General features: G+C 60.0%; 17 protein-coding genes and 1 pseudogene. 8 read left to right on the top strand and 10 right to left on the bottom strand.

Features of this window, described 5'->3' with window-relative positions; all coding sequences use genetic code 11:
• Positions 1 to 111: 111 nt before the first annotated feature.
• The gene (locus tag EAH84_RS14295) at positions 112 to 1,572 is read left to right on the top strand and encodes an oligosaccharide flippase family protein (protein WP_140872672.1); all 1,461 of its coding nucleotides are present in this window, start codon (positions 112 to 114) and stop codon (positions 1,570 to 1,572) included.
• Between the two features lie 42 nt (positions 1,573 to 1,614).
• The gene (locus EAH84_RS14290; protein ID WP_140872671.1) at positions 1,615 to 2,550 is read left to right on the top strand and encodes a hypothetical protein; all 936 of its coding nucleotides are present in this window, start codon (positions 1,615 to 1,617) and stop codon (positions 2,548 to 2,550) included.
• Positions 2,551 to 2,565: 15 nt separating this feature from the next.
• Here the strand turns inward: EAH84_RS14290 and EAH84_RS14285 are convergent, their stop codons facing one another.
• Genes EAH84_RS14285 through asnB form a run of 4 tightly spaced genes read right to left on the bottom strand, consistent with a single transcriptional unit; the run spans position 2,566 to position 8,147 of the window.
• Positions 2,566 to 3,861, bottom strand: coding sequence for a nucleotide sugar dehydrogenase (locus EAH84_RS14285; protein ID WP_140872670.1), 1,296 nt, complete (start codon positions 3,859 to 3,861; stop codon positions 2,566 to 2,568).
• The gene (locus tag EAH84_RS14280) at positions 3,861 to 4,901 is read right to left on the bottom strand and encodes an SDR family oxidoreductase (RefSeq protein WP_140872669.1); all 1,041 of its coding nucleotides are present in this window, start codon (positions 4,899 to 4,901) and stop codon (positions 3,861 to 3,863) included. The genes EAH84_RS14285 and EAH84_RS14280 overlap by 1 nt, the downstream gene beginning before the upstream one ends.
• Positions 4,902 to 4,915: 14 nt before the next feature.
• The gene (locus EAH84_RS14275; protein WP_140872668.1) at positions 4,916 to 6,166 is read right to left on the bottom strand and encodes a glycosyltransferase family 4 protein; all 1,251 of its coding nucleotides are present in this window, start codon (positions 6,164 to 6,166) and stop codon (positions 4,916 to 4,918) included.
• A complete protein-coding gene (asnB, locus tag EAH84_RS14270; RefSeq protein ID WP_140872667.1) occupies positions 6,159 to 8,147 on the bottom strand; it encodes an asparagine synthase (glutamine-hydrolyzing) in 1,989 nt (662 codons plus the stop codon). Before asnB ends, EAH84_RS14275 begins: the two co-directional genes overlap by 8 nt.
• A gap of 132 nt (positions 8,148 to 8,279) precedes the next feature.
• Between asnB and EAH84_RS14265 the strand changes: the two genes are divergently transcribed.
• Positions 8,280 to 9,221 carry a methyltransferase domain-containing protein gene (locus EAH84_RS14265; protein ID WP_140872666.1) on the top strand — a complete coding sequence of 314 codons (942 nt, stop codon included), beginning with the start codon at positions 8,280 to 8,282 and terminating at the stop codon, positions 9,219 to 9,221.
• 102 nt (positions 9,222 to 9,323) lie between these two features.
• Here EAH84_RS14265 and EAH84_RS14260 read toward each other — a convergent pair whose 3' ends face one another.
• The 6 genes from EAH84_RS14260 to EAH84_RS14235 all read right to left on the bottom strand — a co-directional run bounded on the left by EAH84_RS14260 (position 9,324) and on the right by EAH84_RS14235 (position 15,595).
• Positions 9,324 to 10,487, bottom strand: a complete 1,164-nt coding sequence (locus EAH84_RS14260) for a glycosyltransferase family 4 protein (protein ID WP_206663978.1) — start codon at positions 10,485 to 10,487, stop codon at positions 9,324 to 9,326.
• A 46-nt stretch (positions 10,488 to 10,533) separates the two neighbouring features.
• A complete protein-coding gene (locus tag EAH84_RS14255; RefSeq protein WP_140872665.1) occupies positions 10,534 to 11,787 on the bottom strand; it encodes a hypothetical protein in 1,254 nt (417 codons plus the stop codon).
• A 147-nt stretch (positions 11,788 to 11,934) separates the two neighbouring features.
• The gene (locus EAH84_RS14250) at positions 11,935 to 12,894 is read right to left on the bottom strand and encodes a glycosyltransferase family 2 protein (protein WP_161978413.1); all 960 of its coding nucleotides are present in this window, start codon (positions 12,892 to 12,894) and stop codon (positions 11,935 to 11,937) included.
• The gene (locus EAH84_RS14245; RefSeq protein WP_140872663.1) at positions 12,878 to 13,702 is read right to left on the bottom strand and encodes a hypothetical protein; all 825 of its coding nucleotides are present in this window, start codon (positions 13,700 to 13,702) and stop codon (positions 12,878 to 12,880) included. The genes EAH84_RS14250 and EAH84_RS14245 overlap by 17 nt, the downstream gene beginning before the upstream one ends.
• Before the next feature lie 131 nt (positions 13,703 to 13,833).
• Positions 13,834 to 15,102: a sugar transferase gene (locus EAH84_RS14240; protein WP_140872662.1), complete on the bottom strand. Its 1,269-nt coding sequence runs from the start codon at positions 15,100 to 15,102 to the stop codon at positions 13,834 to 13,836.
• A gap of 121 nt (positions 15,103 to 15,223) precedes the next feature.
• Entirely contained in the window at positions 15,224 to 15,595 is a 372-nt protein-coding gene (locus tag EAH84_RS14235) for a hypothetical protein (RefSeq protein WP_140872661.1), read from the bottom strand.
• A gap of 32 nt (positions 15,596 to 15,627) precedes the next feature.
• Between EAH84_RS14235 and EAH84_RS14230 the strand changes: the two genes are divergently transcribed.
• From EAH84_RS14230 to EAH84_RS14210, 5 genes and pseudogenes are all read left to right on the top strand, one after another.
• A complete protein-coding gene (locus EAH84_RS14230; protein WP_425326468.1) occupies positions 15,628 to 16,470 on the top strand; it encodes a metallophosphoesterase family protein in 843 nt (280 codons plus the stop codon).
• 324 nt (positions 16,471 to 16,794) lie between these two features.
• Positions 16,795 to 17,910 carry an acyltransferase family protein gene (locus tag EAH84_RS14225; RefSeq protein WP_140872659.1) on the top strand — a complete coding sequence of 372 codons (1,116 nt, stop codon included), beginning with the start codon at positions 16,795 to 16,797 and terminating at the stop codon, positions 17,908 to 17,910.
• Positions 17,911 to 18,637: 727 nt separating this feature from the next.
• Positions 18,638 to 19,105: pseudogene (locus tag EAH84_RS14220) on the top strand (IS21 family transposase); the annotation flags it as partial.
• On the top strand, positions 19,102 to 19,233 hold the full coding sequence (locus EAH84_RS16435) for a hypothetical protein (protein WP_425326467.1): 132 nt from the start codon (positions 19,102 to 19,104) through the stop codon (positions 19,231 to 19,233). The pseudogene EAH84_RS14220 and the gene EAH84_RS16435, both read left to right, overlap by 4 nt.
• A gap of 34 nt (positions 19,234 to 19,267) precedes the next feature.
• A partial coding sequence (locus EAH84_RS14210) for a transposase (RefSeq protein ID WP_425326458.1) occupies positions 19,268 to 19,499 on the top strand: 232 nt, incomplete at its 3' end.

Raw genomic sequence — 19,499 nt, 5'->3', positions numbered from 1 at the left:
TCCCGTGTCGTAGGGAGGGTCAGCCATCGTCGATCGGGCCACGGCGCGGCAGCGGCTGTCGAGCATGGACCATAGCAGGTCCGACCGATTTCATCCACCAAGGACGTCGTGATGTCGGTGCGCCGTGCTTTCTTCTGGTCCTTGCTTGGGCAGGCGCTCTCGGTCAGCTCATTGTTGCTGGCAACGGTGGTGCTCGCGAGGATACTCGGTCCGCGAGAAATGGGTATCTACGCGATAGGGCTCGCCGTGAACGGCATCCTTCAGGTCGCCGCCGCGTTCGGACTTGGCACGTATATCACCCGTGAAGAGCGGCTGTCCCCCCTCCATCTGGGTTCGGCGTTCACGATCAACGCGTTGCTCGCGGTGCTGCTTTCCGGCGTCACGATCGCCCTCAGCTTCGCGGCGGTCCCCGTCTTTGGGGGGGGCGGGGTCGGGCAGGTTCTCCGTCTGCTTGCGGTTGTGCCGCTGATCGGCGTGTTTGAGCTTCTCCCCGTCGCGATGATGCAGCGAGAGATGCGATTCAAACCGATCTCGACCGTCCTCACGCTCCGCTCGATCGGCAGCATGGCGGTCACGATCGGGACTGCAATGATGGGCGCGAGCTATCTCAGCGCGGGTTACGGCGCTATCGCCTTCGCGCTCATCGGCGCGATCGGTGCGAACATCGCTGCGCCAGGTTATCTACGCGTGCGGCCGACGCTAGAGGGATGGCGGCACATGGCCGCGTTCGGAATGCGCGTGATGTCGATCGGCGGCTTTTCGATGTTGGCAATGAGGATGTCGGAGATCGCGATGGGGCGGCTGCTCGGCTTGCCGGCGCTCGGCATCTATTCGCGCGCCAGCACGATTTACAACGTCGTCTACGCGAACATCTTTGGATCTGCGGCGCGCGTGTTGCTTGCGAAGCTTGCCGCGGATAATCGCTCCACCGGCGATCTGCGGCCGACGTACCTCCATGGTCTACAGATCACGTTAGCGGTGATGTGGCCATTGCTGCTGGGAATCGGCATCCTCGCACGCCCCGCCGTCCAGATATTGTTCGGTTCGCAATGGCTCGGCGCGGCGTTGCCCTTGGCGATCCTGATGGTTGCGCAGGCGATCGCGATGCTGTTTGCGATGAGCTACGAATTGTTCGTGCTTCGCGACGAACTCGACAAACAGACTCGCTACGAACTGTTTCGATCGGTCTGCGGGTTCGCCTTCTTCACGGTCGGCTGCATGTTCAGCCTTGAAGCCGCCGCGATCGGGCGACTGGGTGAAATCGTGCTGGGCGCGTTTCTCTACGTTCCTCAAATCAAGCGCCTGGCGCAGATCAGGCACGGCGCGCTGTCGCGGATATTTGGCGTGAACGCGATCGTCGCGGCAGTCACGATCGTGCCGGCGGCGGGTTTGATGATCTTCACCGGCTGGTCCGCGACGACGCCGCTTCCCCTTATCGCTGCCAGCGTCGGCGCTGGAGGGTTGTTCTGGCTCGTGGCGCTCCGGCTCACCGCGCATCCGCTATTCGACGAGATTCGGCGCTTCACGGACATGATGCAAAACCGCCTTCTCCCCCGCAACCGCTTGTCCTAAGGACCGCGCGACGACGCACCCGCGACTTGTTGAGGAATCCGGATGGGAATCGAAATCCAGTCGATCAGGCTGTTGCTACTCGCCAGGGAACTGGGGATCGACTTTGCCGATACGTTGACGATCGGGCGCCAGAATATGATGGTTCGCGAGGACCAGGTGGCATCAGCGTTCGCTGACTTCGACACACCGCTGGGCCATGGCGAATGCGGTGCGATCGCGGGGGTGCCTGATCCGTTCAGCACCGCGATCTTCACGAAGCTCGGCGCGCGCCGGATCGCGGCGATGGATATATCCGATTATGAGGGCGCGAGCGTCATCCACGATCTCAACGCGCCACTTGCCGAAGAGCATCAGGGCAGGTTCTCGCTCGTCTTCGACGGAGGCACGTTGGAGCACGTGTTCAACTGCCCTACCGCGCTAGCCTCATACATGAAGCTGCCGCGCGTCGGTGGCCACCTGATTGTGTCAGTACCGTCTAATAACGAAATGGGACACGGCTTCTACCAGTTCAGCCCCGAATTCTTCTTCCGGACGCTGTCGCCCGAAAACGGCTATGCGATCCGGGGCCTGTTTCTGGCGCCGGTTTTCACCGAGCGATCCTGGCTGATGGTGCGCGATCCTGAGCGGATGCGCCGCCGGGTAGGCTATAATGGCTGGCGGATGCCGACTTACATCTTCGTCATCGCAGAGCGGCTCACCAACGTCACGCCGTTCACGCGGCCGCCGCAGCAGAGCGATTACGCGGTCGAGTGGGAAAGCGCCGCCAATGGCGATACGGACAAGCCCATTGCGAACGCTGCGCGCGTCCACAGCCTCGCGAGCCTGGCCGGTACGCGCGCCCGCGCAGTCACGCCCGGCCTAGTGCTCGACGTTGCTCGACAAGTACGCGAGCGGCTCAAACGGCCCGACGCCGAAAGCCTTACCCCGCTGAATCCGCGGGCGGGTAGCGCAGCCCAGGTTGCGGCTGCTTACCGCTGATCGGCGCGCGCCGCGTCAGAGCGACCAATATACGATCCCCTCAGGCAAGCGCGCCCGATCTAGAATGGATCGAATATCGACTACGACTCGAGCGCCGCTAGTCTCGATCAGACGATAAGCGAGCGATCCGTAAGCCGCATGCGGGACTGCAACGATCACCGCATCCAGCGTGCCGAAATTGTCGGCATTTACCAACTCGATGCCATACTCCTCCGTCGCCTCCGCGGGATCTGCCATCGCATCATGCACCACAACGTCGGCACCGTTGCGCCGCAACTCGGCAATCAGGTCGGGAACCTTCGAATTGCGAAGGTCAGGGACATTCTCCTTGAAGGTCAAGCCCAGCACGCCAACCCGTCGCGCCAGCGGAGCCTTTTCGCCCACCGGGGCATTCATTAACTCCAATGTCTTACCGGCGACAAATGCGCTCATCCCGTTATTGATCCGCCGTCCTGCAAGTATAACTTGCGGCTTGTATCCCAGCGCCTCGCTCGCGTGCGTTAGGTAATACGGATCGACACCGATACAGTGGCCGCCGACCAGCCCCGGGCTGAAGCGCAGGAAATTCCACTTCGTCCCGGCGGCCGCCAGTACATCGGCGGTGCGCACGTCCATCCGATCTAGGATCACCGCCAACTCGTTCATCAACGCGATATTGAGGTCACGCTGGGTATTCTCGATCACCTTTGCCGCTTCCGCCACCTTGATCGTTGGTGCCTCGTGAAGGCCCGCCATTACGATCGCGCCATAGACCGTACGGAGCCGTGCAAGTGTGGCCTCGTCTTCTGCGGCGATTACCTTCACAATCGATTCAAGGCGATGCTCACGGTCGCCGGGATTGATTCGCTCGGGGGAATAACCGAGGTGGAAGTCTGTACCGCGAACGAGGCCCGACACCTCCTCGAGCAAGGGGCCACAAATGTTCTCGGTAACACCGGGATAGACGGTCGATTCGAACACTACGACCGCGCCGCGCCGCAAATAGGGACCGATTAACCGGCATGCCGATCGTACCGGTCCGAGATCGGGGTTATGATCCGCGTCTATGGGGGTCGGCACCGTGACGATGAAGAAATTGCACTTGTCCAACAGTGCCACCGACTCCTGGCCTGCCAAGCGCAGCGTCGATGCCGTCAGATCGGCGCTCTCAATCTCACCGGTGACATCAATTCCCGCTTGTAGTGCCGCAATCCGGGCTTGCGATATATCGAACCCCACGACATGCTCAAACGCGCCGGCGAGCGCGACCGCGACCGGTAGTCCAACATAGCCAAGGCCGATCACCGCAAGCCGTTCAGTATCGTTCTTCATTATAACCCTTTTTCGGAAAGTGCGGCGACATACCACGGCATCGCGGCCGCGAGCCCGGCCTTCAGATCGTGCGTAGGCGCATAGCCAAGCCGTTCGCGAGCTTTGGCGACACTAGCGAGCGAATGCCGGACATCGCCGATGCGTTCGGGGCCGTGGTCGGGTGCTCGCAAATAACGAACGCCGAGCTCGGCCAGCGCTTCCCGCAGCAATTCCACTAGTTGATTTAGGCTGGTCCGCGCTTCAGTTGCGACGTTGTACACGTCGGCGCTGCTGGGCTCGTCGACGAGCGCCGCGAGCAAGTTCGCTTGGACCACATTGCCAACATAGGTAAAGTCACGCGACGTCTCGCCATCGCCGTTGATCAGTAGCGGTTGATCGGCGATCATCGCTTGCACCCAAGCGGGGATGACGGCGGCATAGGCGCCATTTGGGCTCTGCCGCGCACCGAATACATTGAAATAGCGCAGTCCGGTGGCGCGATAACCATAGGTTCGGGCAAACACCTCGGCATAGATTTCATTCACTGCCTTGGTCACTGCGTATGGTGACAGGGGACGTCCGATCCGTTGCTCGATCTTGGGCAGACTCGGCTCGTCCCCATAGGTCGAACTCGATGCCGCATACACGAATCGGGCCCCCGCCCGTCGACTCGCATCGAGCATGTTGATGAACCCGCCGACGTTGACTTCGTTGCTCGTGATTGGGTCGTCGACTGATCGGGGGACGGATCCGAGTGCCGCCTGATGAAGCACTATACCCGCCCCCGCCACGGCGGCGGTGCAGGCGTCGCGGTCGCGAATGTCAGCCTCGACCACCTCCATCCGCGCCCAGGCTGCCGGACCGACCGCACGCGCGACCTCGTCGAGATTGGCGTGGAATCCGGTCGCAAAATTGTCGAGACCGCGCACCCTGCAGCCAAGCCGGATCAGCGTTTCGACGATATTGGAGCCGATAAAGCCGGCGGCACCCGTCACCAGCCACAACGTGTCTGCAGCGCTCGCCCGTGCGGCAAGCGCGGGAGATAGCTCGATCGATGTCATATTCGCGTCTCTTGTCAGCGGTTGGACGCAGCGCCTTGGACGAAGCCGTCGGCAACATCCACTCCGATATCGCCAGCGACACGATCGCTGAGCACCGCCGTGCGGTCGATCTCCATCGTCGCGAGGATGATAGCGTTGATCCGGTGAACATCGAACAGTTCCTCAGCCATTGCCCGGCTCGCCGCGCCCATCGTCTCGACGAGCGACGAATCGTCAAGGAACCGCTGCATCGCCGCAGCGAGCAGTTTGATGCTGCGGACTGGCACCTTAAATCCGTTGACGCCTTCGCGGACGGTATCGCGGCACCCCGGCGCATCGGTCGTCACGACCGGCCGGCCCATCGCCATCGCTTCTTGGGTGCTGCGCGGCATGCCTTCACGATAGGACGGTAGTACGTAAACGCTGCTTTGCGCGATCCAGGGCCGGACGTCGTCGACATGGCCGTGCCAGTCGATCACGCCCTCTGCTGCCCACGCCTCGACAGTGGTACGGTCGATCGATCCGGGGTTGTCGTCAACATCGCCCAACAGGAGGAACCGTGCCTTCGGATTCGCATGCCGAACGATCCGCGCCGCCGCGACATATTCGTAAATCCCCTTTTCTCGCAGCAATCGCGCCATCAACAGAAAGGTTATGGGCTGCAGCACCGGCGGCGTCACCGCGAACCTCGTGAGATCGACCCCGGTTCCATTCAACCGGACGACGCGATCTCGATCGATGACGCCCCTGTTGATGAACTGATCAATATCGTCCTGATTCTGGAAAAAGACGCGGTCGCACGACCGGAGCGCGACGCGGTACAATCGCGACACCAGCGCCGCCATTATACGTCGTCCGAGCAGGCGTTCATCACCATTGGCCGTGAAGACGTATCCAAGCCCAGCAACGAGCGCATAACGTCGTCCAATCCCCGCTAGGCGCGCGGCAATGCTACCATAAATTACTGGCTTGATGAAATAGCTGAACACGGCGTCAGGGCGAAGCCTGCGAAGAAGGCCGTAGAGTCGCCTCGCATCATTTAGGTCGACGAACGACCGCGTCCCCGCACGTTCGAGATGAAAGTCAACCGGTTCCGCCCCGAGCGCGATCATCGCCGCACGAGTCTTTTCGTCGTGATCAGGCGCCAGCGCATAAACCTTGATTCCCGCCGCCACGAAGCTGGCGATCAGCGGCCCGCGAAAATTGGAAAGAGAAAAGGCGATACTCGTTACGAGCGCGATCGAGTCGATCGGTCGCTTCACCGTTGCACGCGCCGTTCTACGCATCGACGAGATCTGACGATACCGTAAGCGCCGGTGGCGACCCGTCATTGGCTCGCGCCTCACGCCATGCTTGAAGCATCAGGACGTCCCACAATTGAGTATGGTACGCACCCCGCCCGGCCAGATTATTGTCCCACATTGCGCGTACCCGGTTCCCATCGAGGATGCCGTCTTCGGCCAGCCGGGTCGGGTCTAGTAATGCTTCTGCCCAGTCACGCAGCGGTCCCTTCAACCAGGTCGCCACCGGGACCGCGAAGCCCATCTTAGGCCGTTCGACCAGGTTACGCGGCACATAGCGCATCAGAACATCGCGGAGGATTTTCTTACCTACCCCGCGATCGATCTTCGCGGCCATCGGTAGCGACCAGGCGAATTCGACGACGCGGTGGTCGAGAAATGGCACTCGGGCCTCCAGCGCAACCGCCATGCTTGCGCGATCGACCTTCGTCAGGATGTCGTCGGGCAGATAGGTCAACGTATCGAGGTACATCATTGCGGCGCGGTGATCGCCCAAGGATGGAGATACGATCCCGAGCACGCCGGGATAGGGCTCGCCGTGGACGAGCATCGACGCAGGGTCGGCGTGATGTGACACCAGTCGGTGGTACATCGCGATCGGGTCTGGGTCGGCGATCGTCATCGCGACCTTGCCGAGCCGATCCGACAGGCCCAAATGACGTAGCCGGGTCGGTAGACGCGCATTGACGGCTTCCGCCACCTGCTTCGTCGCGCGGGCGCTGAGTAGTCTCGCGATGGCGCTGCGAAACGGGGCAGGAACACGACTCGCCCGGTCAGCGATCTGCATTGCGGTCAGATATCGGTTATAACCACCGAATAGTTCGTCGCCGGCGTCCCCGGACAGGCTGACCGTTACCGCCGACCGCGCCAATCGGCTGACCAAGAACGTCGGAATTTGCGACGAATCGCCAAAAGGCTCGTCCCAGATCAATGGCAGTTGCGGAACGATGTCGAGCGTCGTCGCTGCATCGACATACAATTCAGTGTGGTCTGTCCCCAGATGGTTGGCAACCGCTCGTGCATGTGGTGCTTCGTCGAAGCGGGTATCGTCGAAACCGATCGTGAACGTCTTGATCGGGTGGGCCGACTGCGCTTGCATCAACGCTGCGATTAACGAAGAGTCGATGCCGCCCGACAGAAACGCGCCTAAGCCGACATCGGCGATCATCCTCAGGCCCACCGCGTCACGTAGCAACACATCGAGCCGGTCTGTTGCCGCAGCGACGTCGGTCAGCGGTTCAGCGATCCCATGTTTTGCGACATCTTCGAGCCGCCAGTAGGGTTGGGGTGCACCAACCGTCCTGCCGCCGTCGGTAATCCGCACGATGTTGGCGGGCGGGAGTTTGGCGATGTCGTGCCAGATTGCGTGCGGAGCCGGGACATACCCGAACCGCAGAAACGCCCCGACCGCGCCGCGATCGATCTGGCCATCGAACTCGGGATGTGCCTCGATCGCGCGCAGTTCCGATGCGAATAGAAAGCTGCCGCCCATCCGTCCGTAATAAAGTGGCTTCTCACCCAAGCGGTCGCGCGCCAGCAGCAAGACGCGTTCGCGGCGATCCCAGACGGCTAGCGCAAACATTCCGTTGCAGCGCGCTAGCGTGGCCTCAATGCCCCAATGCTCAAAGCCCGCCACCATCACTTCGGTATCCGAGTGTCCCCGCCATGCAGGTGCCGCACCCACCGCTTCTAAATCAGCGCGCAATGCAGTATAATTATAGATCTCGCCGTTGAACGTCGTGACGTATCGCCCCGATGGCGACAGCATCGGTTGATGTCCTGCTGGGGACAAGTCGATGATCGCCAACCGCCGATGGCCAAGGCCAATTCCCGCCGCTGAATCGACCCACGTACCGCTGTCGTCGGGTCCGCGGTGAGCAATGGCACCGGTCATTTGCCCCAAGATGCGGTGCATCGCGCTCGCTTCGCCGCCTTGGGTCGTCCAGTATCCCGCAATCCCACACATGGCGCGGTCCATACGACCGAAACGGGGCTGCGACTATAGGCTATACCGATCGGGCTCAGAGAGCCTCGGCTTGATAAGATCGGCGTTCACCCGCTCCTTGACTCCGATCGGGATCGCCTCGAAACGCGCCCCATGAACATGGTGCCGGAAAAATTACGCGCGCTGTTGGTTTGTCCGACGTGCCACGAGGGCGCGGTCGAGGCGTCGACCGCGGGTTGTACCTGCATCGCGTGCAGGACGAACTATGCCATCAGTGATGGCCGCCCAATCATGATCCGTCCTGACAATTGCGTGTTCCAGCCTTCGTCTTATCTGGCGGTGAATGATGCAGGCATGCCGCGGCGAACCGCGGCACGCTATGTACCGCAACCCTCGGTCAACCTCTCGGTAGATCCGATGATCGACCGCTTGGCCAAGATGCTTGATTGTAGCGCGCGGGTTCTGGTGGTGGGTGCGGGGACGCAGCGGTCGTGGCTCGGGCCGCGGCTGGGTGATACGCGCACCATTGTCTATTGTGATATTGATGTCGCTGCGACTGTCGACCTCTTCTGCGATGCGCACGATCTCCCGTTTGGCGATGCAAGCTTCGATGCGGTCATCACAACAGCGGTACTCGAACACGTGCTTTATCCTGAGCGCGCCGCTCAGGAGATATCGAGGGTCGTGCGTCCAGGTGGGCTTTTATATTCCGAACTCCCCTTCATGCAGCAGGTTCATGAGGGAGCGTATGATTTTACCCGCTACACTCTGTCTGGCCATCGCCGACTATTTAATGGTTTCGACCCGATAGAAGTTGGAATGGTGGCGGGCCCGGCAACCAGCCTCGTATGGGCGATCGAGAACTTCTTGGTCGCATTCCCCTCGAGTCTACGCGCGCGCCAGGTAGCCCGCGCCGCCAGCCGCGTGGCCTTCGGTTGGATAAAATATCTTGACCATCTGCTGAAGGACAAGCCGCAGGCGATGGACGGGGCAAGTTGCACATATATACTCGGGCGCCGCCGGATGCTCGACTTGGTGCCCGACCACGCGATCATTGACGGTTATGTAGGCGGCCGCGCGTTGCGTCATAGCTGATCGAAGGAGCGCCGAAGTCAGGTCAGATTGGGTCGGGTCGCGAGGGGCTTTGACCGCGCATCCTGGAAGATCGATTGTATCTCATCGCCCGGATCGGTTCGATTAACTGGGACTGCCACCAGCGATGATTCCCATCGCATCGAGCATCTCGCGATTGATCCGGCGGATATCGAACCGCTCTTCGGCCAGCGCTCTGCTGGCACGACCCATCGTCGCGATGAGATCTGGCTCGTCGACGAAGCGCATCATTGCCGATGCCAGGGCTCCTACATCGCGCACCGGAACCAGAAATCCGGTGACACCATCGATCACGGTGTCGCGACAACCCGTCGAATCGGTCGTGATGACCGCACGACCGAGCGCCATCGCCTCTTGCGTACTTCGCGGCACTCCTTCGCGATAATAGGATGGCAGGACGAACACGCTCGACGCCTCGACCCACCGTCGCACATCGTTGACGTGTCCCGGCCATTCTACAAGCCCCTCGTCCGACCATTGCTTCACCAAGGCACTGGGCAATGCGCCGGGGTTGAGGTCGACATCGCCGAGCAGCAGAAAACGAGCAGTTCGCCCCGACGCTTTAACTATCCGTGCCGCCTCGACATACTGAACGATGCCCTTTTGTCGAAGCAGGCGGGCCGCGAGCACGAACGTCGGCGGATCGGTTACCGGAGGCGCGGCGATCATCCGTTCAAGATCAACCCCAGTGCCGTTTACGCGGATCACGCGACCGGGCGCGACGACCCGGGCAGAGACAAGGTCGGCGATGTCGTCTTCGTTCTGAAAGAACACCTTTCGGCACGCGAGGAACGCCGCGCGATACAGCAACGACACGCCCCATCTGATTACGCGCCTGCGCAGTGTCGGTGGCGTTCCGTCATCGGTGAAAACATAACCGAGACCAGCGACCAGCGCGTAGCAGCGCGGCACGCTGGCGACGCGCGCAGCAAGGCTGCCATAGAGAACTGGCTTCACAAAATAGGACAAGACAATGTCGGGTCGTAGACGGCGAAATACCCCAACGAGTTCCAGCAACGCATGGGCATCACGCAGCGGGCCGACCCCGGCTCGGTCCATTTCAAAGTCGACCGGCTCCGCACCTAGCTCGCGAACTTGGTCGCGCGTCACGTCATCGAAATCGGGAGCCAACGCATAGACTCTCAACCCCGCGCTGATCATCGATTCGATTAGCGGGCCGCGAAAATTTGCAAGCGAATAGGCAATGCTCGTGACGATCGCGATCGACTGATCCCAAGTGTCCGGCACGGCATCATTCCTTGGCGGTGCAGCAATGCCAGCCAATCGGGTGCGACTACGAGCGATGAGGGACCTGATTTGGTAACAGGTCGATCCCGAGCGCGATGACTGGGACGAAAAACATCCACTGAAAAATGAACGATTCGATGTAGGGATTGGTGAAGGCCGCGACCGCTACCGAAAAGAATCCGCCGGCAAAGTAAATATCATTTCGCGTAATGCGACGCTCCGCGAAACGCTGACTGAGCAGCGCCGCGTACAAAATGAACGGCGACAGATAGACTGCCGTCCCCATAATCCCAACCCGCAGCATAGACGCTAGCGGGATTAACTCGTATCGCCAGGGGAACTCGTCGCTGCGCAGATAACGCACTCCAAGGCCATGCCCTTGTCCGAGGCCGTAGGACCGCTCGATCCCCTCCCACAGGGCGCGCGCTTGTTCGACGCGCACGTCGCCGCCACCACTGGTCAGCTTGTCCCAGAACAGGTTCACGATCAGCCTAAGATCGATCTGCGCGAAGATCAAGCTTAGCACCATAAGTCCTCCAACCCCCGCAACGAGGACCAGCAAGATCGGTAATAGCGATGTCTGCTTGCGCTCGGCCTCGCTCATCGCCACCGCGAGACCTGAACGTAATGCCAACCCTACGAGCGCGCCGATTGGAATCGCCAAAATGAACGCGGACCGACCAGACGTGATCGCGCACACGATCAGGGCTGCAGGAAAGATCAACCGGGCGACCCGCGATCGTACCATCGTTGGTTCGGCGAAGTAGCTTCCAGACAGAAATATCAGCGATCCATAAACGAGCATGCTTGCGCCTGCGAACCCGCCCTGGACGTTGACGTTGGCATCCTCGGTCAGGAACCGCACAGAATCCTTGCCGAATGTGAGAAAAGCATAGAAAAACAGCACAACACTCGCAAGCGCGAGCCACGTCAGCAAGATCAACCAGCGAATCAGCTTGTCCTGTCCTACTCGTTGCATCAGCGAGGCGCCGATTAACCACCAGAGGAGGGGCGAAATAATGTAGACGAGCAGAACCTGACTGAACGCTTCACGGGGCGCACCGTTCGTATAGCCCAACCATAGATAGAATGCGGTCACTGCTGTCCCTGCATAATAGGTCAGCATTAGCTTATCGAGCCATGGTGATCGCTTCAGCCCCAGCACCGCAAAAAACGCGGTCACCAGGATCAGGCCGGCAGTTGGCACCTGGAATGAATGTGGGACGACAACGCATACTGCCATCGTCAGAAACAATAAGCCCTTTGTCACGAACGCCAGCAGGCCGGGCTCGCTGGTCAACCGACTTCGCGGCAGAGAAGTTGACGCAGGCGTGCCTGTCACGACAGGGTCATCCCGCCAAGACCCTTACCGCAGCGATCGAAAGGAGCGCTCATCGTTGACCCATACGCTTCATCCGCGCGCATTACCCCGCATCGAGGCTGTTCGCTAGTCATTCGGAAAGCGCAATCGCCTAAATAAGGCGTATCCATCACGCCACAGCATGGCAAAGCCGCGCCAAGTTGCCCATACTTCCCCCGGTGAGCGATGCGCGATTGCCAGTACAGTACGGGTGATAGGTTCGACGCAGAATGTCGCGAAAGCAACCATTACGGCTTCACCGCGACTGAAATGCTTGGCCGAATAGGTGATTACACCGCGCATTGAGTAGAACAGTCGATGCGCCTTGACCTGCTCTGACGTACCACCTTGTCGATGATAGACCTGCACATCGCTAAGATACCGGATACTGTGCCCTGCCTGCTGGACCCGGTAGGACAGGTCAAGATCCTCGAGATAGACGAAATAGTCCTCGTCAAATCCCCCCAGTTGCTCAAACAGTGATCGCCTGATCAGGTAGAATGCACCCATGACGTGGTCGACTGTGCGGCTCTGACGATGATCGAAATCCAGCATCAGCATCGGTGCAAAGCGCCGGGGAAAGAGATGCGCGAGTCCGGTCGAATGGCCGACAAAGGTCGACCATCGCGGAAAACGGGCGCAATGCCGCTGCGCGACGCCGTCGCGGCCGACCAACCGGATACCGACCACGCCGACCTTGTGGTTGGCTGCCGAATCAAGGAACGCCGCCGCTCGCTCGAAAGCACCCGGCGTCACTTCGGTGTCGGGGTTGAGCATCAATATGTAATCGGCCGATCCCATCGCCGCGCCTAAATTGCAAGCGCTGCCAAAGCCCAAATTCGTGCCGGTCTTAACGATCGTCAGCGGCAATCCGGGAACATCGAGATCGGCCGATCCGTCGGTTGAGCCGTTGTCGATTACGATGACGCAGGCGACGCGGTCGCTGGCTGCGGTCGCGACCGAGTTCAAGCATGCCAACAGCAGCGGCCCCGCGTTCCAGTTAACGATGACCACGTCGATACTACCGCTCTTATCGGCCAGCGTCATTGGCGCCCTCGATGACTGGCGGGTGCGCTTGTGCAGCGAGAAAAGCTGCGAGCGCATTGGCATCTTGAAGCGCTCGATTGCGACCGAACAGCGACTTCTTGAGAAACGGAAATCCCGCGCTGACCAGTTCCAGGCCCGCGACGAGCGTCGGATCTCTTACATCCGCAATTACCGGTTTGGTACTGGACCGTGCCAGCTTACGCTTCATTGCTGTAGCAAGGCCGATCTCGCCGTCACCGGCACGCGGCGCAAACCATAGGGCACCGACGCTCATCCCCACTGCCGCGACGCGTGCGAACCGAGTTTCCTGCAAATTGACTACGTCGCGCCAGCGATTGCATGCCCAGCGCGTCGACATGACCGATGCAAGGCGATCGACGGTGGCATCGTCGACGCCGCGAACCAGAAAGGCGTAGCTTTGAATGTGGTTCTCGAGCGCGGCTGAGCCCATGAAGCCACTCAAATCCCATGGCGCCCGCGCAAGCAGCTCGTCAACGTCGGCAAACGGACCCAGCACCGAATCGTTCTGCAGATAAAGATCGGCGCCCGATGATCGTTCAGCAACGGCGCGTAGCATTAACGCATAGGCAGAGAAATCGAATCCGGACAGCGCCTTCCAGTAGATCGCGTCGGCCATCGCCAGCAGTTCTTCCGGCACATCCCTGACGCTCGGCGCGGCACAGACAATCGCGGTACCACCGGTCAGCGCTCCAATCCGTTCGATCGAATAACGCTGGGCCGGGCTGAGCTTCCCATCGGGCAGATAAACAAAAAAAGTGTTCCAACGGTCTCGCGGTGTAATCGGCACAATAGCGGTGGAGACGGGGGCACGGCAGAGTCCTGTCGTCAGCGATTTAAGCCGCGAAAGACGGACGAGTGTCGATCGCCGCGAAGGCTGGTATGACCAATCCCCCTCCAATGCACAGCAACCCGAGTAATTCATCTCGAACCGAAACCAGTAAGCACGGTTCGCACTGTGCGCGCAATGATGAGGAGATCGATCCACGGCGAAAAGTTTTTGATATAATAGAAATCATAATGAAGCTTGCTGCGAACTTCATCAACATCCGCCACATGCCCCTGGTTAACCTGAGCCCAACCCGCAATCCCTGGCCGGACTATATGGCGATAGCGGTAAAAGGGAATTTCCTTTTCGTACCAGCGCGACAACACCTCGGCCTCGGGGCGCGGACCGATCCAGCTCATCTCTCCTCGCAAGATATTAACGATTTGCGGCAACTCATCGATCCGGGTCTTGCGCAGGAACCGCCCGACAGGCGTCACTCGTGTATCGTTCAGTTTCGTCATTGCCGCCTCGCGTCCGCTTTCGGAACTCAGGGAGGCGGTCATCGTTCGAAACTTGTAAACCTTGAACGGCTCACCCCGCGTGCCGATCCGCCACTGCGTAAACAATATCGACCCCTGCGAAGAACATTTAACGATAATCGCGACGATGAGCAGTAAAGGAAGCAACACCGCGGCAGCCACCACGGCAGTGATAAAATCAATTCCATATTTGATCGACTGGTACGCTGACAGAGGGATCAGCGATCCGAAACTGTTTTCGGACAAATGCTCGAGCTCAACGCGGCCGGTCAATGATTCCAGCAGATGTTTGAGGTGAAATACGGGCACGCCCGCCAACGCCAGATCGGCCAGCTTGCGATCCCAATCCTCGGGCAAATCGATCCTGAGATCAGTCGCCACCGCATCCAACGTCGAAAAATCGCTCTCAACCCCCGCCAGCGCGATCCATTCCACCGCCGTCGAGCAAGCCGGTTCGGTGTCGCTAAACAAGGGCAGATAGCCGATCCTTAAGATCTGGCTCCGTTGACTCTTGAAATGGACGAAAAACAGCCAAATCAGGCTGATCGCGAAAGCGAGCGACAGCGTAAGCCGATTATATTCTATTCTGCCGAACACAAATACCATCAACAGCGCAAAGTAAGACAACGCGAACGCGGGCAAAATGTAAGCGCCGGTCTCGACCCCCGGATAGGTGGTGACGTTACGCAGCAACCACACACCGACCACAATAGCACCGATGCATCCGACAAATGTCTGCTCAAGCGTGCCAACCGCATCGGCGTCGATCGTCAGGTAGCGTATAAAAAACGGAATTACCGCCGCAGTTAGCAAACAACCACCAAGCTGGACGACGAGTCGATTCCACGCGCTCCGTCGTGATTTCACGAGAAACAGCTCCATATTGCTGCAGCTGCCGATCTGCCACCATGTGCATCATCAAGCATCACGGTCGCTCGCGCGCGCCTGCACGACCAAAAGCTTCCAACGCGGGGCACCACCGAATCGACAAACATCCGTCGGCCTAGCGCAGCGCCGCGAAGTGCCGACCGGCACTTACTGCTCCCGCCCTTTGAAACACTCGGAGGCGCTGTCCACGGTAGTGCTTTCCTCGCACCGTGTGTCCAGCCCGCGGTGAAATCAGAACATGGCCGTCAGGCGTAACTCTGCGTTCGACGGCATGAGTCTGATTGGAACGCTCGATCCGCTCGCGCCGCGCGCGGCTCTCCCACTGCCAAAATTGCTGCGCGTCGTTCGCGCTTTCGGAATCATTGGCGCCTTGGGCTGGTTGCAATTCCGCAACCGAGCGGATCGTGCGCTCCCGGGTCTGCGCGAGTGCGGATGTCGACGGAAATAAGATCCTCGCCACCATCACCGCCACGTGCAAACGCTCCATCTTACCCTCTGTCGCCATATTCAGGACTGGCGATGCCTCGACCGACGCCTATATGCGCTGCCCCGCAGTTAAAGTCACCTATGCCCCTGAAATCCTTTTTCCGAAATCCGAAAACGCGACCCCTGGGTTCAGTGCCAGCGGGATCTCGCGTTTATGCGGTCGGCGATATCCACGGGCGGCTCGACTGCCTGGAGGCGATGCTTGCGCTGATCGTAGAGGACCGCGCCCACCGGGACCCGGCTGACACGACGCTGATCTTCCTTGGTGATTTCGTTGATCGAGGGCCCGATAGCTGCGGCGTGGTGGAACGCGTTCGGACGCTGGATATTCCGGGTGTCGACATCCGCGCGTTGAAGGGCAACCATGAAGAAATTCTTCTCAGCGCCGCGGAGAACGATCGTTCCTCGCTCGGATTGTTCGATCGCGTGGGGGGCAAGCAGACGATGTTGAGCTACGGCATGACCGAGGATGAATACGACCATGTCGCGCTGTCCGAACTAGCAGCATTGATGCAGCATCATATTCCGCCAGCGCATATGAAGTATCTTGCAGGACTGGGGGATCACATCTCGATCGGCGACTATCGGTTCGTCCATGCCGGGATACGCCCGGGAATCGCTTTTGATGAGCAGCGGGGAAGTGACCTGCGCTGGATCCGTCGGGAATTCCTCGACCACTCCGGCAGCCATGACGGGATCATCGTCCACGGCCATACCATCACTGAAGAGCCTGTCGACCTGCCCCATCGGGTCGGGATCGACACGGGAGCTTTCGTCAGCGGGCGGCTCACTACACTAGTCCTGGAGGGTTCCGAGCGACGATTTTTGTCTACCTGCCCATCGGCGATAACCCCCGCCTCCGCCGATTTGAAATAGCGTCTACGTGGTGAATTCGCAGCCCGGCTTCCCCCGGCCCTGCTGGGATGGAAAAGATTTTGAGTCGTGGCGCGAAAATGACCGGGCTGCCTAGTTGATGCTCTGCACAGCTCCACTTCGTCATATCGGTTGAAGAAGTGCGACGATCGTAGGCGCGCTCTCCCCCGACTCCACACCCCCACCCGCAGACGTGTTATCCTCGGTCCTGGCGACAGGACGGCTCGGCCACGACCCTTTCCAAGGGCGATCGGCGCCGGTATCAGCCGCGCATCATAGGAGGCCAGAAGTCGTTTGCGCGCAGGCCTGCGGCATTGGAGGGGTGTAGTGCGCTCAACGACCGGCGAACATTGGATCGCGCTCGATCACGTCCGTGCCCTCGCGGCATTCCTGGTCTTCTCCTGGCATTTTCTGCACTGGTCTGATGGGACACCGGTTGCTTATGCTGGCGCTCCGGTCGTGTTCGTCCTCGCGCCATTTGACGAGGGCCATACTGGCGTCGCGCTGTTCATGGCGCTATCCGGATACATCTTTGCCAAGTTGCTCGACGGTCGACGGATTATGGTCGGCTGGTTCCTTTGGAACCGCATGCTGCGCTTGGCACCGTTGCTCCTCGTCACCATGGCCCTCGCTGGGCTCAACATTGCGGCACACCATGGTGATTATGTCGCCTATCTGAAATCGCTACCGTTGGGCTTGGTTCTGCCGAGTTGGCCAAACGGCGGTTGGTCAATCGCGGTCGAGCTGCATTTCTACGTTCTGTTGCCGCTTATGCTGGTAGTCATGCGCCGTAATCCCGCTCTGCTTGCGCTCACCCTGTTAATATCGATTTCCGCGCGGATAGGGCTATTCATGCAGCTCGGTGAGGTAAAGTCCGCTGCCTATTTCACGATAATCGGCCGATATGATGATTTCGCGCTTGGAATGCTCGCCTTCCAATACCGTCGTTATCTGAAAAGAAGACACAGGTTAGCACTAGCCGTCCTGATCAGCTATTGTGCGTTCTATTGGGCATTCGATTGGTTTGGCGGCGCGAACGGCCTTACAAGGTCGTGGATTTGGATCATCCTACCTACCATCGAGGCGGCATGCTTTGCGAGCCTAATTGGCTATTATGATCAGTCGACTTCTTTCCAGGACCGCGGCATCTCCTGGCTTGTCGCCAGAGCGGGGGCCTACAGTTATTCGATCTATCTGATGCACCTCTTCGTGGTTAATCATATGACCCATTTGATCGAAAGGTACGTCAATCTGTCGAACTTCTACGTTGCCCTCTTTTGGGCTATACCGGCATTCTTTGCAATGCTGCCGCTGGGCTACCTCAGCTTTCGGTTTATTGAGGCACCGCCATTGGCATATCGACGACGCTACGCGATAACCGATCCCACGCTGGGGAAACCCGCGACCGCAGCGCTTGGCCAGGAGGCAAGCGAAGCGCTGTAGCAAGTCCTCGCTAGGGAATGCAGGATGTGTGTCACAGCGTGCCAAGCCAAGCCGGACGACGGCGATGCCCCATGCCATTGCTCGGCCTGGATACGGATAACATACGGTGTTTATGAACGAGACTATCATGGATGGTGCGCCGCGGTCCGTTCGAGGCGTCGGCATCTCACCCAGATCATTTGTTCGAACACGCGCTTAGCCGGACGGCGCGGGATTTGTTCGAACAATTGTGCGCCGATAATCCCGGCGTTACACCGTGCAGCAATATAGCACATTCCAGCGGCGCCAAAGCAGTGACAGTCAGCGCGGGCCGACGCCATGATCTTTCTAACCGCGGTACACCAGCAAGCGATAGGATCCGTATCGTCCGGGGCCTGCTTTGCTCCGCACAGCAGAGTCCAGCCATAAGAATCTGGAAAGGGCGGCGCCGACGGGCTGTAAATAGGCGTCGAACCGGGACTCCCGATCGGGGTGCAAAAGGGACCCCGCGATTGCGATGGCGAACGACGATGACACGGGCACCGTTCTCGCTGCTTGCGGCGTAGGGAGGGCCTAGTCCGACCGGAGGCGCAAGTAGCGAGAACCGGTGATCTTCGGGGGACCAGCTGCGGTTCTTGACCCGCCACCTCTCATGGAATCGGCACCCTCGCTCTCGACGGGCAGGTGTCTGGTGACGCGGCAGTTGTGTTGGCCCATGACGGTGCCGCAGCAATGATTACAGGTTGGCTATGCGACCCGCATCGTGATCCGTCAGGGCGATGACATCGTCGCCGAGCATGCACGGCGCTATGGTCGCGATCAGACGATCTACGATCCGTGGCATTACGTGCCGGTGCTGGCGAAGAAGCCGGGCGCGCTCAGGAACGCCGCGCCCTTCAAGCAGCTCGCGCTGCCACCAGGACTGGAGCGTCTGCGCACCCGCCTGAAGACGAGCAGCGACGGCGATCGTCAGATGGTCAAGATCCTCACCGCCATCACTGTTGATGGTCTCGACGCCGTGGAGAACGCCGCTGCCGAAGCGCTCGCGGACGGGGTCGCCAGCGCCGATGTCGTGCTCAACATCCTGGCCCGGTCCCGATCGGCGCCGGTGGAGCCCAGCATCGCGACGCCCGACCATCTCCAGCTTCATATCGAGCCGATCGCCGATGCAGGCCGCTACGATCGCCTGCTGACCCCGCTTCGCAGGGCGGCATGATGATGGAGCGTCACCAGATCCTGGAGCTGATGGGCGATCTCAAGCTCGCCGGTATGCGCCAGGCCTACGACGAGGTGATCGCTGACGCGATCAAGCTGATCTTCCCTCGGTTTGACGGACACCGATGATAGGCTCTGCGGAGCCAGGAGGTGTACGATGGCGATGACGACGAAGCGTCGGTTTACGGACGAGTTCAGGCGCGAGGCGGTCGCGCTGTGGGAGACGAGCGGTCGGATGCAGACCGAGGTGGCAGCTGAGCTGGGAATCATGCCCACGATGCTGCGTCGCTGGCAGCGTAAGCAGCAGGAGGGCAGCGCTCCGCCAACAGGCCGGGCGGCGAAGCCGCCAGTATCTGTGATGACGTCGCCGGCGGATCAGGCGTCTGAGATCGCGC

Source organism: Sphingomonas oligophenolica (assembly GCF_006438955.1).
GTDB lineage: Bacteria > Pseudomonadota > Alphaproteobacteria > Sphingomonadales > Sphingomonadaceae > Sphingomonas > Sphingomonas oligophenolica_A.
Note: the sequence above shows the minus strand (reverse complement) of the source record. Positions and strands in the feature narration are given on the sequence as shown.

Coding starts and splice junctions, on each gene's coding strand:
- EAH84_RS14295 (WP_140872672.1), top strand. CDS start 112: ATGTCGGTGCGCCGTGCTTTCTTCTGGTCCTTGCTTGGGCAGGCGCTC.
- EAH84_RS14290 (WP_140872671.1), top strand. CDS start 1,615: ATGGGAATCGAAATCCAGTCGATCAGGCTGTTGCTACTCGCCAGGGAA.
- EAH84_RS14285 (WP_140872670.1), bottom strand. CDS start 3,861: ATGAAGAACGATACTGAACGGCTTGCGGTGATCGGCCTTGGCTATGTT.
- EAH84_RS14280 (WP_140872669.1), bottom strand. CDS start 4,901: ATGACATCGATCGAGCTATCTCCCGCGCTTGCCGCACGGGCGAGCGCT.
- EAH84_RS14275 (WP_140872668.1), bottom strand. CDS start 6,166: ATGCGTAGAACGGCGCGTGCAACGGTGAAGCGACCGATCGACTCGATC.
- asnB (WP_140872667.1), bottom strand. CDS start 8,147: ATGTGTGGGATTGCGGGATACTGGACGACCCAAGGCGGCGAAGCGAGC.
- EAH84_RS14265 (WP_140872666.1), top strand. CDS start 8,280: ATGAACATGGTGCCGGAAAAATTACGCGCGCTGTTGGTTTGTCCGACG.
- EAH84_RS14250 (WP_161978413.1), bottom strand. CDS start 12,894: ATGACGCTGGCCGATAAGAGCGGTAGTATCGACGTGGTCATCGTTAAC.
- EAH84_RS14240 (WP_140872662.1), bottom strand. CDS start 15,102: ATGGAGCTGTTTCTCGTGAAATCACGACGGAGCGCGTGGAATCGACTC.
- EAH84_RS14235 (WP_140872661.1), bottom strand. CDS start 15,595: ATGGAGCGTTTGCACGTGGCGGTGATGGTGGCGAGGATCTTATTTCCG.
- EAH84_RS14230 (WP_425326468.1), top strand. CDS start 15,628: ATGCCTCGACCGACGCCTATATGCGCTGCCCCGCAGTTAAAGTCACCT.
- EAH84_RS16435 (WP_425326467.1), top strand. CDS start 19,102: ATGATGATGGAGCGTCACCAGATCCTGGAGCTGATGGGCGATCTCAAG.